We start from the raw sequence: 15,725 nt of genomic DNA on the forward strand, positions 1-15,725 counted from the left end.
CCACCACCGGTGGACGTACCAGCGCACGGCGCCCGACCTACGGAGAATCGCGCAGTGGCCGCCGCCCCCGCCCAGCACTTCCCTCCCCGTACGCCCGGACCGGCCCGTCTGGTGGTGCTGGTCTCCGGCTCCGGAACCAATCTGCAGGCGCTGATCGACGCGGTCGCGGACCCGGCGTACGGCGCCGAGATCCTGGCCGTCGGCGCGGACCGGGACGGGATCGTCGGCCTGGAGCGTGCCGCGAAGGCGGGCCTGCCGACCTTCGTCCACCGGGTGAAGGACTTCTCCGACCGCGCCGCCTGGGACCGGGCGCTGACCGCCTCCGTCGCCGAGTACGAGCCTGACGTGGTGGTCACGGCCGGCTTCATGAAGATCCTCGGCCCCGAGTTCGTCACGGCCTTCGCCGGGCGGATCGTCAACACCCACCCCGCACTGCTGCCGTCCTTCCCCGGCGCCCACGGCGTCACCGACGCGCTCGCGTACGGCGTGAAGGTCACCGGCTGCACCGTCCACCTGGTCGACGCCGGTGTGGACACCGGGCCGATCATCGCGCAGGGCGTCGTCGAGGTCGTCGACGCCGACCACGCCGATGGCGGCGACGCGCTGCACGAGCGCATCAAGACAGTCGAGCGCAAGCTGCTCGTCGACGTCGTGGGCCGGCTGGCCCGCGAGGGCCACCGCATCGAGGACCGAAAGGTATGGATTCCGGCATGAGTGCCAGCTCCACCACGCCCCCCGTTTCGGAGAACATCCGTCCGATCCGTCGCGCGCTGATCAGCGTGTACGACAAGACCGGTCTGGAGGAGCTGGCCCAGGGCCTGCACGCCGCCGGGGTCGCCATCGTCTCCACCGGTTCCACCGCCGGCCGGATCGCCGCCGCCGGTGTCCCGGTGACCGAGGTCTCCGAGCTGACCGGTTTCCCGGAGTGCCTGGACGGGCGCGTGAAGACGCTGCACCCCCGCGTGCACGCCGGCGTGCTGGCCGACCTGCGGCTGGAGTCGCACCGCGCGCAGCTGGCCGAGCTGGGCGTCGAGCCCTTCGACCTGGTCGTGGTGAACCTCTACCCGTTCAAGGCCACCGTCGCCTCGGGCGCCACCCCGGACGAGTGCGTCGAGCAGATCGACATCGGCGGTCCGAGCATGGTCCGCGCCGCCGCGAAGAACCACCCGTCGGTGGCCGTCGTGGTCGACCCGGCCCGCTACGGCGACGTGCTGAAGGCCGCCCAGGGGGGCGGCTTCGACCTGGCCACCCGCAAGCGCCTGGCCGGTGCCGCGTTCGCCCACACCGCCGCCTACGACGTGGCCGTCGCCTCCTGGTTCGAGGCCGGCTACGCGCCCAGCGACGAGCGTTTCCCCGAGTTCCTGGGCTCGACCTGGGAGCGGCAGAACGTGCTGCGCTACGGCGAGAACCCGCACCAGGGCGCCGCGCTGTACAGCGACGGCACCGGCGGCCTGGCCGGCGCGCAGCAGCTGCACGGCAAGGAGATGTCGTACAACAACTACGTCGACACCGACGCCGCCCGCCGCGCCGCCTACGACCACGCCGAGCCGGCCGTGGCGATCATCAAGCACGCCAACCCGTGCGGCATCGCGACCGGCGCCGACGTCGCCGAGGCGCACCGCAAGGCGCACGAGTGCGACCCGGTCTCCGCGTACGGCGGCGTGATCGCGGTCAACCGCCCGGTCACCGTCGAGCTGGCCGAGCAGATCGCCCCGATCTTCACCGAGGTCGTCGTGGCCCCCGGCTACGAGGACGGCGCCGTGGAGGTGCTGACCCGCAAGAAGAACCTGCGGGTGCTGGTCGCCCCCGGGGCCCCGGCCAACCGCCAGGAGGTCCGCCCGATCTCCGGTGGCGTGCTGCTGCAGGACGCCGACCGGGTGCACGCCGAGGGCGACGACCCGGCGAACTGGACGCTCGCCACCGGCGAGGCGCTCTCCGCCGCCGAGCTGGCCGAACTGGCCTTCGCCTGGCGGGCCTGCCGGGCCGTCAAGTCCAACGCGATCCTGCTGGCCAAGGACGGCGCCTCGGTCGGCGTCGGCATGGGCCAGGTCAACCGGGTCGACTCCTGCAAGCTCGCGGTCGAGCGGGCCGGCGAGCGGGCCAAGGGCGCGTTCGCGGCCTCGGACGCCTTCTTCCCGTTCGCGGACGGCCCGGCGATCCTGATCGCGGCCGGCGTCAAGGCCATCGTCCAGCCCGGCGGTTCGATCCGTGACGAGGAGGTCATCGCGGCGGCCGCCGAGGCCGGCGTGACCATGTACTTCACCGGCGCGCGGCACTTCTTCCACTGATTCCGGACCGAGCCGGACCAAGCCGGACCGAGCCGGTCGTCGGCCACCGAGCCGACGTGACGCTATGACAGAGCGGCCCGACCCCTCCGAGGAGGGGCCGGGCCGCTCTGTCATACCGGTCGGACCGGTCAGTACCTCGGCCGGTTGAACCAGTTGACGCCGTCCCGGACGCACATGGCGGTGATCCAGATGATGCTGATCGCCAGCCACAGGAAGGCCATCACCAGGCCCACGGCGGTGCCGGCGGAGATGGCGCCCAGCAGGATCAGCAGGCCGACCAGGCCCCCGAGCGAGCCGTACACGATGGTGGTGATCCGGACGGTGTTGCCGCCCTTGCCGAACTTGGCGCCGAGCGTGATGGAGAGCGCGGCGAAGAGCCCGAACAGGACCGCGACGACGATGATGACGCTGGCGGCGGCGTCGCCCATCGCGGTGAACGGGTTGTCGCTGGTCGTCGTGTGCTTGATGGTGTTGGTGGCGTCCTTGGCGGCAGCTCCGATGACCAGGTAGATGATCGTCAGGATCGCCTGCACACCGCCCACGATGAACAGCAGCACCCGCGCGGTCATCACCAGGCCCGGCATCGACGCCGGCGCGGCCGGTGCGTAGCCGTAGGCCGGGGCCTGCTGCGGGTAGCCGTACGCGGCGGGCGGCGCCGGGGGCGCCTGCTGCGGGTAGCCGTAGCCCGGGGCGGCCGGCGGCTGGCCGTACGGGTTGTTCGGGTCGGGCGGATAACTCATGGATGCCTCCGGGCAGTTGCGGGGACGGGGACGGGACGGCGGACGCCCGGTGCCGGTCGGTGAGTCGGGTCGCCGACCAGGTGGGACAGTAGCGGAGCAGGGTGACAGCCCGGCGGCGGTGACGGGCGCCGTCGGCTCAGCAGCGCGGTGAGCGCCGGATCAGTGGAGCCCTCGACGGGCACAGCGCGGGCGGGACGGCGCCGCGACGGCCGGGCTGCTCGGTCTGCTGTGGTCGGCTCACTTGCTCTTTCCCCCGGGTACGCCCCGCCGCGGGACCCGTCGGCCCGTCACCGGGCCGGGGCGCGGCGGGAATGCCCGCTTATCGTGATCCGGACGGCAGCGCCCTGTCCAGCCGGTTCCACGGGCCGGGTCAAGAATGTGGCGCAACCGCAACGTGCGGCGGACCTTCGTGCCCGTCCGGTCACCCGGACCGGACTCGCCGCGGGACCCACCGCGAGACCCACCCGCGGACCCGCTCGAGGACGCGCCGTGCACCCGACCGCGGGTCCGACCGCGGGACGTGGCCGGCCGTGGTACGGCGACCTGCCGCGATCCGGGAGAATGGGGTCATGACTGCCCAGATTCTCGATGGCAAGGCCACCGCCGCCGCGATCAAGTCCGAACTCGCCGCCCGCGTGGCGGCCCTCAAGGCGAAGGGCGTCACGCCCGGCCTCGGCACCGTCCTGGTCGGCGACGACCCGGGCAGCCGCTGGTACGTGAACGGGAAGCACAAGGACTGTGCCGAGGTCGGCATCGCCTCGATCCAGCGCGAGCTGCCCGCCACCGCCACCCAGGAGGACGTCGAGAACGTCGTCCGCGAGCTGAACGCCGACCCGACCTGCACCGGCTACATCGTCCAGCTGCCGCTGCCCAAGGGCCTGGACCAGAACCCGGTCCTGGAGCTGATGGACCCGGACAAGGACGCCGACGGCCTGCACCCGACCTCGCTCGGCCGGCTCCTCCTGGGCATCGACGGCCCGCTGCCCTGCACCCCGCTGGGCATCGTCGAGCTGCTGCGCCGCCACGACGTCGAGATCAACGGCGCCGAGGTGGTCGTGGTCGGCCGCGGCATCACCGTCGGCCGCTCGATCGGCCTGCTGCTGACCCGCCGTTCCGAGAACGCCACGGTGACCCTGTGCCACACCGGCACCCGGGACCTGAGCGCCCACCTGCGCAAGGCCGACATCATCGTGGCCGCCGCCGGCGTGCCGCACCTGGTCAAGCCGGAGGACGTCAAGCCGGGCGCGGCGGTGCTGGACGTGGGCGTCAGCCGCAGCGAGGGCAAGATCGTCGGCGACGTCCACCCGGGTGTGGCCGAGGTGGCCGGCTGGATCTCCCCGAACCCCGGCGGCGTGGGCCCGATGACCCGCGCGATGCTGCTCAACAACATCGTCGAGGCGGCCGAGCGCCGCGCCGGCATCTGACACCCGAGGGACGGCGAGCATGACTGAACCGCGACCGGCGCGGTCCCGGCGCAGGCCGGTCAAGACCACCGGCATCCTGCCGCCCGAGGGCTCGTCCGCCGCCCTCGGGGGCGACCACGCCCTGCCGGTCCGGCAGTGGCCGATAACGCTGGTCCTGCTGGTGGTCGGCGCGGGCCTCGCGGTCACCTGGTTCGCCGACTTCAAGGACGGCTTCAAGTACGGGCTGCTGATCCTCGGCGGCGGCGTGCTGCTCGGCGCGGTGCTGCGCCTGGTGCTGCCCGAGGTCGGGATGCTGGCGGTGCGCAGCCGCTTCACCGACGTGATCGTGCTGACCTTCCTGGGCGCCTCGATCGTGCTGCTGACCCTGGTCGCGCAGCCGAACCCGTGGCTGCAGATCCCGCTGCTCGACAACATCGGCAAGCTGATGGGCCGGCCCAGGCACTGACCGGCCCGCACGCCGATCGAACGGCCCCCGCCCGGCTCCCCGTCCTTCGGGAGCCGGGCGGGGGCCGCGGTGCTTCTGTGACGCATCAGCCACGCCCGCGCACGCGGCGTACGCTTCCCTTTGCGATAACCTGACGCCGGTCTCTCGATGTCGAGAGACCATCCTCGGCTCCAGTGCGCCGGTGTGCCTGGGGCACCTGGCGATTTGCTGGAGAAGGTAGAAATGACTCGCACCCCCGTCAACGTCACCATCACCGGAGCGGCCGGCCAGATCGGCTACGCGCTGCTCTTCCGCATCGCCTCGGGCCACCTGCTCGGTGCCGACGTGCCGGTGAACCTGCGCCTCCTCGAGATCCCGCAGGGCCTCAAGGCCGCCGAGGGCACCGCCATGGAGCTCGTCGACTGCGCCTTCCCGCTGCTGCGCGACATCGAGATCACCGACAAGCCTGAGGTGGCCTTCGACGGCGCCAACGTCGCGCTGCTGGTCGGCGCCCGTCCGCGCACCGCCGGCATGGAGCGCGGCGACCTGCTGCAGGCCAACGGCGGCATCTTCGGCCCGCAGGGCAAGGCGATCAACGCCCACGCCGCGGACGACATCAAGGTCCTGGTCGTCGGCAACCCGGCCAACACCAACGCCCTGATCGCCCAGCGCAACGCCCCGGACGTCCCGGCCGAGCGCTTCACCGCGATGACCCGCCTGGACCACAACCGCGCCGTCGGCCAGCTGTCCGCCAAGACCGGCGCCCTGGTCTCCGACATCAAGCGCGTCACCATCTGGGGCAACCACTCCGCGACCCAGTACCCGGACATCTTCCAGGCCGAGGTCGCCGGCAAGCCGGCCTTCGAGGCCGTCGGCAGCGACCAGGCCTGGCTGGAGAAGGACTTCATCCCGACCGTCGCCAAGCGCGGCGCCGCCATCATCGAGGCCCGTGGCGCCTCCTCGGCCGCCTCGGCCGCCAACGCCGCGATCGACCACGTGTACACCTGGGTCAACGGCACCGCCGAGGGCGACTGGACCTCCATGGGCGTCGTCTCCGACGGCTCCTACGGCGTCCCGGCCGGCCTGATCTCCTCCTTCCCGGTCACCACCAAGGACGGCAAGTTCGAGATCGTCCAGGGCCTGGAGATCTCCGACTTCTCGCGCGGCCGCATCGACGCCTCGGTCAAGGAGCTGACCGAGGAGCGCGACGCGGTGCAGGAGCTGGGCCTCATCTGAGCCCGCTGAGCACTCCGGCGGCCCGTCACCCCTCCCCGGGGCGGCGGGCCGCCGCCGTGTCCGGCCTCGGAGGCCCGCCTCCGCGCACCGGCCGCCCTACACTGGCCCGCTGTGAACGAAACCCTCGGGGACGCCGCGCTCGTCCTCGTCTTCATCCTGCTGGGCGGGCTGTTCAACGTCGCCGAGATCTCGCTGATCTCGCTGCGCGAGGGCCAGATCCGGACGCTGGAGGCGCTTGGCACCCGGCGCTCGGCCCGGGCCGCGCACCTGGCTGCCGACCCCAACCGCTTCCTGGCCGCCGTCCAGGTCGGGGTGACCTGCATGGGCTTCCTGTCCGCCGCCTTCGGCGCGGACACCCTGGCGGGCAAGGTCGCGCCGCTGTTCGTCCGGGCGGGCCTGACCGAGGGCGTGGCCGACGCGATCGCCCTGGTCAGCCTCACCCTGGTGATCAGCTACGCGTCACTGGTGCTCGGCGAGCTGACCCCCAAGCGGATCGGCCTGCAGCGCGCCGAGTCCATCGCGGTCATCGCCGCCCCGGTGGTGGACGTGATGTCGGTCGTGCTGCGCCCGGTGATCTGGCTGCTCGGCCACTCCACCAATCTGATGGTCCGCCTGCTCGGCGGCGACCCGGCGGCCGGGCGCGGCTCGATGAGCTCCGAGGAACTGCGCGGCCTGGTCGCCGCCAACACCGAACTCGGCAGCGACGAGCGGGCGTTGATCGCCGACGTGTTCTCCGCCGGGGAGCGCCAGCTGCGCGAGGTGATGGTCCCGCGCACCGAGGTGACCTTCCTGGACGCCGAGCGCCCGCTGGCCGCCGTACGGCACCAGGCCGACACCTCGCCGCACTCGCGCTACCCGGTGGTCGAGGGCAGCGCCGACGCGGTGGTCGGCTTCGTGCACGTCCGCGATCTGTACGGCGCCCGCGGTGAACAGGCAGCCAAGGTCCGCGACCTGGCCCGCCCGGTCAAGCTGCTGCCCGGCACCAAGCGGGTGCTGGAGGCGATGGGGGAGATGCGCCGCGAGGGCCACCACCTGGCCATCGTGGTGGACGAGTACGGCGGCACCGCGGGGATCGTCACCCTGGAGGACCTGGTCGAGGAGGTCATCGGCGAGATCCGGGACGAGTACGACCGGCCGGAGTCCGCCCCCACCCGTCGGCTGGCCGGCGGCGGCATGGAGCTGGACGGCCTGCTCAACCTCGGCGACTTCGCCGAGGAGACCGGCGTCACCCTGCCCGAGGGCCCGTACGAGACGGTGGCCGGCTGCCTGGTCGCCTCGCTCGGCCGGCTGCCCCGGGACGGCGACCACGTGCGCATCCCGCTGGAGGGCGGCGGCGGGGTGCTGCTGACGGTGGCCAAGGTCGAGGGCCGGCGGATCGCCCGGGTGAGGGTGAGTGCCGTCACACTGGTGGAACCTCCAGGGGCGGACGTTTCCTGAGCGACCGGTGGAACTGGAACAATGGCCCGCATGGTCAACGCAGCGGTCACCGGTCCGGTCAAGGGCCGTCCCCGGGTACTCTCCGGCATCCAGCCCACCTCCGGCTCGTTCCACCTCGGCAACTACCTCGGCGCGGTGCGCCAGTGGGTCGACCTGCAGAAGGACAACGACGCCTTCTACATGGTCGTCGACCTGCACGCGATCACGGTGCCGCAGGACCCGGCGACGCTGCGCGAGAACACCCGGGTCTCCGCCGCCCAGCTGCTCGGCGCGGGCCTGGACCCGGACCACTGCACGCTCTTCGTCCAGTCGCACGTGCCCGAACACGCGCAGCTCGCCTGGGTGATGAACTGCCTCACCGGCTTCGGCGAGGCCTCGCGGATGACCCAGTTCAAGGACAAGTCCTCCCGGTACGGCTCCGAGAGCACCACGGTCGGCCTGTTCACCTACCCGATCCTCCAGATCGCGGACATCCTGCTCTACCAGGCGGACGCCGTCCCGGTCGGCGAGGACCAGCGCCAGCACGTCGAGATCACCCGCGACATCGCCGAGCGCTTCAACACCCGCTACAGCCCGACCTTCACCGTGCCGAAGCCGTACATCCTCAAGGAGACGGCGAAGATCCAGGACCTCCAGGACCCGGCCGTCAAGATGAGCAAGTCGGCCTCCTCGCCCAAGGGCCTGGTGGGCCTGCTGGACGACCCGAAGGCCAGCGCCAAGAAGATCAAGAGCGCCGTCACCGACACCGGCACCGTCGTGTCCTACGACGAGGAGGAGAAGCCGGGCGTCTCCAACCTGCTGCGCATCCACTCCGCGCTCAGCGGCCAGTCGGTCGACCAGCTGGTCGCGCACTTCGAGGGCAAGATGTACGGCGCCCTGAAGACCGAGCTGGCCGAGCTGTTCACCGAGTGGGTCACCCCCTTCCAGGAGCGCACCCGCACCTTCCTGGACGACCCGGCCGAGCTGGACCGGGTGCTGGCGATCGGTGCCGAGAAGGCCCGCGAGGTGGCGTCGGTGACGCTGGAGACGGTGTACGACCGGATCGGCTTCCTCCCGGCCGCCAAGCGGTGACTCCCGTCACACGCCTGCCCGGTGGTGACGACCGTGACCCGCCCTTCGCCTCCGAGCGCCCGGATCCGGCGCGCTCTTCGGCCCAGGGCGGGGAGGTCGTCACCATCGGCGTGTCCGTGAGCGTCCCGGATCCGTACGGCGTGGCGATCCAGGACGCCCGGGCCGGGCACGGCGATCCGCTGGCCCGGTCGATACCGACGCACGTCACCCTGCTGCCGCCGACCGAGGTGCCGGCCGAACTGCTGCCGAAGATCGAGGAGCACCTGGCGGCGGTGGCGGCCGCGCACCGGCCGTTCCGGATGCTGCTGCGCGGCGGCGGGACCTTCCGCCCGGTCTCCCCGGTGGTGTACGTCCGGGTCGAAGAGGGCGCGCAGGAGTGCCGGCTGCTGGAGGCGGACATCCGCTCCGGCCCACTGGCCCGCGAGCTGGCCTTCCCGTACCACCCGCACGTGACGGTCGCCCACGGCCTGCCGGACGAGGTGCTGGACCGGGCGTACGAGCAGGCGCGCGGCTTCCGGGCGTCGTTCCCGGTGCCGGGCTTCGGCCTCTCCCGGTTCGACGCGGACGAGGTCTGGCGGCCCTGGCGGAGCTACTCCTTCTCCTGAGTCGGGGTCCACGACCGACCTCCTGGGCCGGGGTCCACGACCGACCTCCTGGGTCGGGGTCCACGACCGACCTCCTGGGCCGGGGTCCACGACCGACCTCCTGGGCCGGGGTCCACGACCGACCTCCTGGGCCGGGGTCCACGACCGACCAGCTGGGCCGGGGCCCGCGACCGGCGCCGGGCTATCCCCCGGCCGGCCGCGGTGCGAGCATCCGGTCGACCACCCGGCGGGCCGCGCCGCCGTCGTCCAGTGCGCAGTGCTCGGCCTGGAAGCGCCGGTAGCGCTCGACGCAGCCGGGCGGTAACCCGGCGCCGCTGTCGGCGAGTTCGCGCAGCGCGCCGAGCAGTTCGGCGGAGGTCGCCACCAGCGGGCCCGGGGCGTTCGACTCGAAGTCGAAGTAGAAGCCGCGCAGGGTGTCGCGGTAGTGCTCCAGGTCGTAGGTGAAGAAGTACATCGGGCGGCCGGTGATCGCGAAGTCAAACATGATCGACGAGTAGTCGGTCACCAGGACGTCCGCGACCAGCAGCAGTTCCTGCGGGTCGGGGTAGTCCCCGCAGTCGTACCGGAAGCCGTCGCCCGCGCCCGGGAGGGGTTCGCGCACGTGCGTGTGCGGGCGGACCAGCAGCACGTGGTCCTTGCCGAGCAGCCGCCGGGCGTGGTCGAGGTCCAGCCGCAGGTCGAGCCGGAAGCCGTCGCCGTCGCCGCGCCGCTGGTCCTCGCGCCAGGTCGGCGCGTACAGCACGATCCGCTTGCCGTCGGGGACGCCGAGCCGGCGGCGGACGGCCGCGGCGATCCGCCCGTCCGGGCGGGCGAGCATGTCGTTGCGCGGGTAGCCGGACTCCAGCACCTCGCCCCGGTAGCGGAAGGCACGCCGCAGGATCGGGGTGGCGAACGGGCTGGGGGAGAGCAGCAGGCTCCACTGCGGGGTCTCCCGGTCGAGTGCCTCCAGGTAGCCGTGGTCGGCCAGCCAGGGGTTCTCGACGTCGTGGGCGATCCGCTTCAGCAGCGAGCCGTGCCAGGTCTGCACGACGACCTGGCCGGGGCGGCGCTCCAGGAAGTCCGGGAAGTGCGTGTTGCCGACCAGGTAGCGGCAGGTGGCCAGCGCCCGGTACCACTCCGGGCTCCAGATCCGCACCGGCGTGATCCCGGCCGGCACCTCGGCCTGTGCGTCGTCGACCACCCACAGGTGCTCCAACGGCGTGCTGCGGCGCACGAGTTCGGCGTGCACCGCGCGCGGGGAGTCGGCGTAGCCGCGGCCGCCGAACACGTCGTACAGCACGGCCTCGCGCAGCGGTTCGCGCCGGGCGGCCGGGTAGTGCTCGGCGCGCTGGCGGTGCTGCGTCCAGGCGCTGCGCTCGGCGGCGCCGAGCACCGGGGTGGAGTCCACCAGGAGGGTGTCGTGCCAGCGGCGCTGCAGCAGGATCCGCTTGCCGCCGGCCGTGGTGGCGGCGGGGACGGCGGGCAGCGCGGCGGGGGCGGCGAGCAGCGGGCGGCCCGGCCCGGAGCCGTCGGCGGGCTCCAGCGCGGCCTCCCAGATGCCCTTGCGCAGCGGCAGCGCGGCGCCGTCCGAGCCGGTGCGGGTGGCGGGCACCCGGGCCAGGAAGCGGCCGTCCGGGCCGGTCTCGACCGGGGTGCGGACCTCGCTCGCGGTGCCGGAGTGCCGCAGCACCAGTTCCAGCCGGTCCGCGGCCGGGTCCGGGCAGTGGCCGCACAGTTCGAAGCCGTCGGCCCGTACCGCGATCCGGTCGACCAGGCCGACCGCGGGCTGGACGCAGACCTGGAGGCGCCCGTCGGCGAGGTGCTTGAGGTAGAGCACGCGGCCGGGGGCGTCGGGCAGCGGGTGCTGGCCGGCCACCGGGCCGCCGCGTTCGTCGAGGCAGAGCTGCTCGGTGCCGCCGTCGGGCCGCAGCAGTTCGGCGTCCCAGTGCTCCGGTTCGCCGCTGCCGCGCCCTGCGGCGGTGAACGGCCGGTACGGCAGGCGGGTGGTGAAGGTGTTCCCGCCGCGGGTGAGCGGCTGCTCGATCACCGCGTCGCTCTGCCGGTGGCGCAGCCGCAGCACGGTGCCGGAGGGGCAGGAGTCGGCGATGCCGCCCAGGTCGAGGTCGACGGCGGTGCGGGCGGCCCGGGTGATCCGTACGGCCGGGCGCTCCAGCCGCAGCCGTAGCCGGCCGTCCTCGAAGTACGGCTGGAGGCGGACGTCGCGGTCCACCCAGCGGGCCGGCGGGTATTCGCCGGAGCCGCACCAGTGCGGGGCGAGGGCGCCGTACTGGCGGCGCACCCGGGCGGCGCGGGGGCGGGTGAAGAGGGTGGTGTCGATCTGCCAGTCGCCGAGCAGCCACCGGCCCTCGCGGCGCAGCCGGCCGGGCACCAGCAGCACGGTGAAGCCGGACCAGTCGTGGTTGTACTCGGGCTGGGCGCTGTCGTCGGTGATCTCGGGCAGCCTGCGGGGCGTGGAGCGCAGGTGCAGCGGGGGCTCGGCCTGGTCCTCGTGGCGCAGGGTCAGCCAGGTCCAGGCGGAGCCGGGGCGGCCGGTGTCCAGTCCCTGGGGGCGGGCGAATCCGGTGAGCTCCAGGCCGCGGCCGTGCCAGCGGGCGCGCAGCAGCCCGAACACCACGTCCTCGTCGTCCGCGGGGCGGGCGGTGGTCACACGGGGAGCGGCGTGCGGCAGGACGAGCCGTGTGAGCACAGGCATGGCAATGGGGCCCTTCGGAATGGAAATTCATATCCCATCCGGAAATGGCACCAAGGTCAACTGCACGCTTTTTCGAATTGCCCGGAGAATTCATTTCCTGGAACATGGGTGCGGAAATGACTCAGGGGTTCGAGAAAATGTCGAATATGGGCTCCGGGAAATGCGGAGGCGCCCGACACCGGTGGTGTCGGGCGCCTCTCGGACCGTTCGCGGTGACTACTCCTTGCGGAGCATCGCGTCGACCACCCGGGCGGCGGCCTTGCCGTCGTCCAGGTCGCAGTACGCCTCACGGAACGCGGCGGCCTTGTCCGCGAACTCGGCCGCGACCTCGTCCACCCGGCCGAGCGCGGAGACCAGCTCCTCGGAGGTGGCCAGCAGCGGGCCGGGCGCCTCCGCCTCGAAGTCCAGGCTGAATCCGCGCAGGTTGTCCCGGTAGTGCTCCAGGTCGTGGGTGAAGAAGAACATCGGCTTGCCGGTCGACGCGAAGTCGAACACGCTCGACGAGTAGTCCGTCACCAGCACGTCGGCGATCAGCAGCAGCTCCGCCATGTCGGGGTAGCTGCCGACGTCCCAGATGTAGCCGTTGCCGGCACCCGGGATCTGCCCGCACATCACGTTGTGCCGGCGCACCAGCAGCACCTGGTCGTCGCCGAGCGCGGCCTTCGCCGCCTCCAGGTCGATCCGCAGGTCGATCTGGTAGCCGCCCTGCGGCCGGCGCCGGTCCTCGCGCCAGGTCGGCGCGTAGAGCACGACCTTCTTGCCCTCGGGCAGGCCGAGCCGCTCCCGGACCTGCTCGGCGGTCTTGTCCCGGTCGGCCGCGAACAGCAGGTCGTTCCGGGGCGCACCGCTCTCCAGGATCTCGCCCTTGAAGTCGAAGGCGCGCCGCAGCACCGGGGCCGCCCAGCTGCTGCCGGCCACCAGCAGGCTCCAGTTCGGAACCTCCCGGGCCAGGGACTTGAGGTAGTTGGAGTCGGTGAACCAGACCTTCTCGAAGTCGAAGCCGACCTGCTTCAGCGGGCTGCCCTGCCAGGTCTGCAGAACGACCTGGCCGGGGCGGCGGACGAAGAAGTCGGGCAGGTGGGTGCTGGTGACGATGTACTTGGCGGTGGCCAGCGCCTCGAACCACTCCGGGCTCCACAGCCGGACCGCCGACGCGCTCTGCGGCAGCTCGACCTGCATGTCGTCGCTGCCCCACAGGTGCTCCAGCGCCAGACCGCGGCGGACCAGCTCCTCGTGGACCGCCCGCGGCGAGTCGGCGTACATGCTGCCGTTGCCGGCGTTGTACAGCACCGTGTCGCGCACCGGCAGCCGGCGGGCGGCCGGGTAGTCGACGCTGCGCAGCTGGCGCTGGCGGTAGCCGGACCGCTCCTCGGGCAGCAGCGCCGCGTGCGCCTCCAGCGACAGGCCGTCGTGGTGGCGGCGCTCCAGCACGATGCGCTTGCCGCGGGACTCCACCTCCAGCGGCAGGGCGGCGAAGCAGACCGGGGTGACCTGCGCGGAGGCGTCGGTCAGCTTCTCGACCGGCGCGCCGACCTGGCGGAAGTAGACGTCCCAGGTGCCCTTGGCGAACGGCACCCGGCCGGCGAACGAGGCCGTCGGCACGGCGGGCAGCGCGGTGCGGAACCGGCCCTCCGAGATCTCCACCGGGTAGACGTGCTCCTCCTCGCGCCAGTTGTGCCGGACCACCAGCTCCCAGAGGTGCGCGCCGGGCAGCGGGAACGAGCCGCTGAGCAGGAAGCCGTCGGCGCCGCGCGAGGACACCTCGTCCACCAGCGGCTGCAGCAGCTGGTCGGAGAACTGCAGGTAGCCGCTAGGGGAGGGCTTGGAGTACAGCGCCCGGCGCAGACCGGCCGGGGCCTGCGGGTTCAGCGGCAGGTGCAGCTGCTCGGGCGCGTTGCGCTCGTCCCAGACCAGCCGGACGACGCTGCCGTCAGCCAGCAGCAGCGCGGTGTCCCAGCGGTCGCGGGCGCGCTCGGCGGCCACCGGGTCCAGCTCGGCCCAGGCCTCGCGGACGGCGGTCAGCTCGGCGACCTGGAAGGACGCGGTGAAGGGCTGCAGGGAGCCGACCGGCGCGTCCAGCTCCAGCGGGACGTCCAGGGTGCGGTCCGACTCGACGTGGGTGAGCTGCAGCCGGGCCCCGGCGAAGCTCGGGCCGGAGCGGGCCGCGCCCGAGACCTCCACCCGGCCGGCGTGCGCGGCCAGGCCGGTCACCCGGGCCTTCACCGTCTCGACCCGCAGGTAGACGAAGCTGTCCCGGACCCACGGCATGATCCGCACGTCCGGCTCGACCCAGTGCGAGGGGATGTACTGCGCGGTGTCGCTCCAGCCGGCCGAGATCCGGCCCTTGTACACCCCGCCCTTGCCCGCGCCGGCCACCAGGAAGCGCCAGTGCCCGTCCTTCCACTGGCCGCGGTGCTTGAGCTTCTTCGGGTCGAGGGAGACGGAGAAGCCGGACCAGTCGCAGCTGTACAGGTCGTGGTTGCAGCTCGCGGTGGCCTCGGGGCTGTACGTGGTCTTCATCGGCACCGCGATCACCCGGCGGCCCTTGGTCTCGCGCAGCACCAGGGTGCGGACCATGTCGTGCTTGTTGGCCGCGCCCAGCTGCTCCGGGTACGCGTGCCCGGTCAGCTGCAGCTTCCCGCCCACCCAGGCGCTCTCGTACAGCCGGCTGCGCATGACCAGCGAGTTGTCCAGCTTGAGCACGCCGGACGGCACGCTCTTGCGCCCGCCGCGCAGGAACGGGTAGTCGGCGTACGGGCGCAGCAGACCGCGGGCCTGGACACCGCCGCCGCTCTCGCCCTCGTACTTGATCTGCTCGACCAGCTCGTCCACCCGGCCCGCCAGGGTCAGGTGGAACTTCAGCCGCAGCGGCGCGCGCAGCTTGCGGACCTGCTCGGGGCCGATCGCCCGGAGCAGCCGGCTGACGTTCTGCACGTAGGCGTCCCGGTACTCCTTGTCGCCGTCCACGACGGACCAGAAGAACATCGGGATCTCCTCGACGAGGGTGTTCTCGTCGTAGGAGCGCAGGTACTGGGCGAAGCGCGGCTCGGTCTGCTTCTTCAGCCACTCGCGGACCAGCTCGACCGAGGCCACGCGGTCGATCAGGCCCTTCGGGTTGGTGCGCATCTGCGTGATCGACATCTCGCCGACCTCGCGCTCGCGCCAGTGGTAGATCGGCTCGGAGAGCACGTCCACGCTCTTGGCCAGGTAGTGGTGCGGGACGCTGACCGGGGCGTCCTCGTACAGGATGCCCTCGGGGTACAGGATGCCCGCGGCGTCGAAGAAGGAGCGCCGGTACACCTTGTTCCACGCGGTGCGGTCGGTGACCAGCGCCGGGACCTCGGTGATGTGGGTTTTGAGCTTGGTCTCCTTGAACGGCTTCACGTGGCCGCCGGACTGGTAGTAGCCCACGGCGCGGAAGCGCAGCACGTTGCCGGTGCAGAAGTCCGAGCCGGTCTCCTCCAGCGTGTTGATCATCAGCTCGTACGCGCTCGGCGGCATCGAGTCGTCACTGTCCACGAAGCACAGGAACTCGGAGTCCGGGTCGATGTGCCGGATGCCGGTGTTGCGGGCCGCGCCGAGGCCCTTGTTCACCTGGCGGACCAGCCGGAAGCGCGAGTCCTTGGCCGCGTACGCCTCGGCGAGGGCCGCGCTGTCGTCCTTCGAACCGTCGTCGACCATGACGCACTCGAAGTCCGTGAAGGTCTGGGCGGCGATCGAGTCGAGGCACTCGACGAGATAACGCTCGACGTTGTAGATCGGAACGACGATGGAGAGGCGGGGAGCCATCGGCTACGCAGGCCTTTCT

Annotated in this window: 11 protein-coding genes; 8 read left to right on the forward strand and 3 right to left on the reverse strand. The window is 72.3% G+C overall.

Annotation, left to right across the window (positions count from 1 at the left end; all coding sequences use genetic code 11):
• Positions 1-54: 54 nt before the first annotated feature.
• Positions 55-714 carry a phosphoribosylglycinamide formyltransferase gene (gene purN, locus ACZ52J_RS06360; RefSeq protein WP_360495175.1) on the forward strand — a complete coding sequence of 220 codons (660 nt, stop codon included), beginning with the start codon at positions 55-57 and terminating at the stop codon, positions 712-714.
• Complete coding sequence (purH, locus tag ACZ52J_RS06365) at positions 711-2,288, forward strand: bifunctional phosphoribosylaminoimidazolecarboxamide formyltransferase/IMP cyclohydrolase (RefSeq protein WP_360495178.1); 1,578 nt, start codon at positions 711-713, stop codon at positions 2,286-2,288. Before purN ends, purH begins: the two co-directional genes overlap by 4 nt.
• 128 nt (positions 2,289-2,416) lie before the next feature.
• On the opposite strand, the gene ACZ52J_RS06370 is transcribed toward purH, so the two are convergent.
• A complete protein-coding gene (locus ACZ52J_RS06370; protein WP_360495181.1) occupies positions 2,417-3,028 on the reverse strand; it encodes a hypothetical protein in 612 nt (203 codons plus the stop codon).
• A gap of 569 nt (positions 3,029-3,597) precedes the next feature.
• Between ACZ52J_RS06370 and ACZ52J_RS06375 the strand changes: the two genes are divergently transcribed.
• The 6 genes from ACZ52J_RS06375 (at position 3,598) to ACZ52J_RS06400 (ending at position 9,225) form a co-directional block, all read left to right on the forward strand.
• On the forward strand, positions 3,598-4,452 hold the full coding sequence (locus ACZ52J_RS06375) for a bifunctional methylenetetrahydrofolate dehydrogenase/methenyltetrahydrofolate cyclohydrolase (protein WP_465616255.1): 855 nt from the start codon (positions 3,598-3,600) through the stop codon (positions 4,450-4,452).
• Between the two features lie 19 nt (positions 4,453-4,471).
• Positions 4,472-4,897: a DUF3017 domain-containing protein gene (locus tag ACZ52J_RS06380; RefSeq protein ID WP_360495187.1), complete on the forward strand. Its 426-nt coding sequence runs from the start codon at positions 4,472-4,474 to the stop codon at positions 4,895-4,897.
• A 222-nt stretch (positions 4,898-5,119) separates the two neighbouring features.
• A complete protein-coding gene (locus ACZ52J_RS06385; RefSeq protein ID WP_465616257.1) occupies positions 5,120-6,112 on the forward strand; it encodes a malate dehydrogenase in 993 nt (330 codons plus the stop codon).
• A 111-nt stretch (positions 6,113-6,223) separates the two neighbouring features.
• A complete protein-coding gene (locus ACZ52J_RS06390; RefSeq protein WP_360495193.1) occupies positions 6,224-7,549 on the forward strand; it encodes a hemolysin family protein in 1,326 nt (441 codons plus the stop codon).
• A gap of 30 nt (positions 7,550-7,579) precedes the next feature.
• The gene (gene trpS, locus ACZ52J_RS06395; protein ID WP_360495196.1) at positions 7,580-8,620 is read left to right on the forward strand and encodes a tryptophan--tRNA ligase; all 1,041 of its coding nucleotides are present in this window, start codon (positions 7,580-7,582) and stop codon (positions 8,618-8,620) included.
• A 116-nt stretch (positions 8,621-8,736) separates the two neighbouring features.
• On the forward strand, positions 8,737-9,225 hold the full coding sequence (locus ACZ52J_RS06400; protein ID WP_465616260.1) for a 2'-5' RNA ligase family protein: 489 nt from the start codon (positions 8,737-8,739) through the stop codon (positions 9,223-9,225).
• Positions 9,226-9,406: 181 nt separating this feature from the next.
• On the opposite strand, the gene ACZ52J_RS06405 is transcribed toward ACZ52J_RS06400, so the two are convergent.
• Positions 9,407-11,917 (reverse strand): CDP-glycerol glycerophosphotransferase family protein, encoded by a 2,511-nt coding sequence (locus tag ACZ52J_RS06405; RefSeq protein WP_465616262.1) that lies wholly within the window; start codon positions 11,915-11,917, stop codon positions 9,407-9,409.
• A gap of 216 nt (positions 11,918-12,133) precedes the next feature.
• Positions 12,134-15,706 (reverse strand): bifunctional glycosyltransferase/CDP-glycerol:glycerophosphate glycerophosphotransferase, encoded by a 3,573-nt coding sequence (locus ACZ52J_RS06410; protein ID WP_465616264.1) that lies wholly within the window; start codon positions 15,704-15,706, stop codon positions 12,134-12,136.
• Positions 15,707-15,725 lie beyond the last annotated feature (19 nt).

This window comes from Kitasatospora sp. NPDC034035 (assembly GCF_055575755.1).

Bases quoted from the DNA above. Each gene is read 5' to 3' on its own strand.
- purH (WP_360495178.1), top strand. From the start codon at position 711: ATGAGTGCCAGCTCCACCACGCCCCCCGTTTCGGAGAACATCCGTCCG.
- ACZ52J_RS06370 (WP_360495181.1), bottom strand. From the start codon at position 3,028: ATGAGTTATCCGCCCGACCCGAACAACCCGTACGGCCAGCCGCCGGCC.
- ACZ52J_RS06375 (WP_465616255.1), top strand. From the start codon at position 3,598: ATGACTGCCCAGATTCTCGATGGCAAGGCCACCGCCGCCGCGATCAAG.
- ACZ52J_RS06380 (WP_360495187.1), top strand. From the start codon at position 4,472: ATGACTGAACCGCGACCGGCGCGGTCCCGGCGCAGGCCGGTCAAGACC.
- ACZ52J_RS06385 (WP_465616257.1), top strand. From the start codon at position 5,120: ATGACTCGCACCCCCGTCAACGTCACCATCACCGGAGCGGCCGGCCAG.
- trpS (WP_360495196.1), top strand. From the start codon at position 7,580: ATGGTCAACGCAGCGGTCACCGGTCCGGTCAAGGGCCGTCCCCGGGTA.
- ACZ52J_RS06405 (WP_465616262.1), bottom strand. From the start codon at position 11,917: ATGCCTGTGCTCACACGGCTCGTCCTGCCGCACGCCGCTCCCCGTGTG.
- ACZ52J_RS06410 (WP_465616264.1), bottom strand. From the start codon at position 15,706: ATGGCTCCCCGCCTCTCCATCGTCGTTCCGATCTACAACGTCGAGCGT.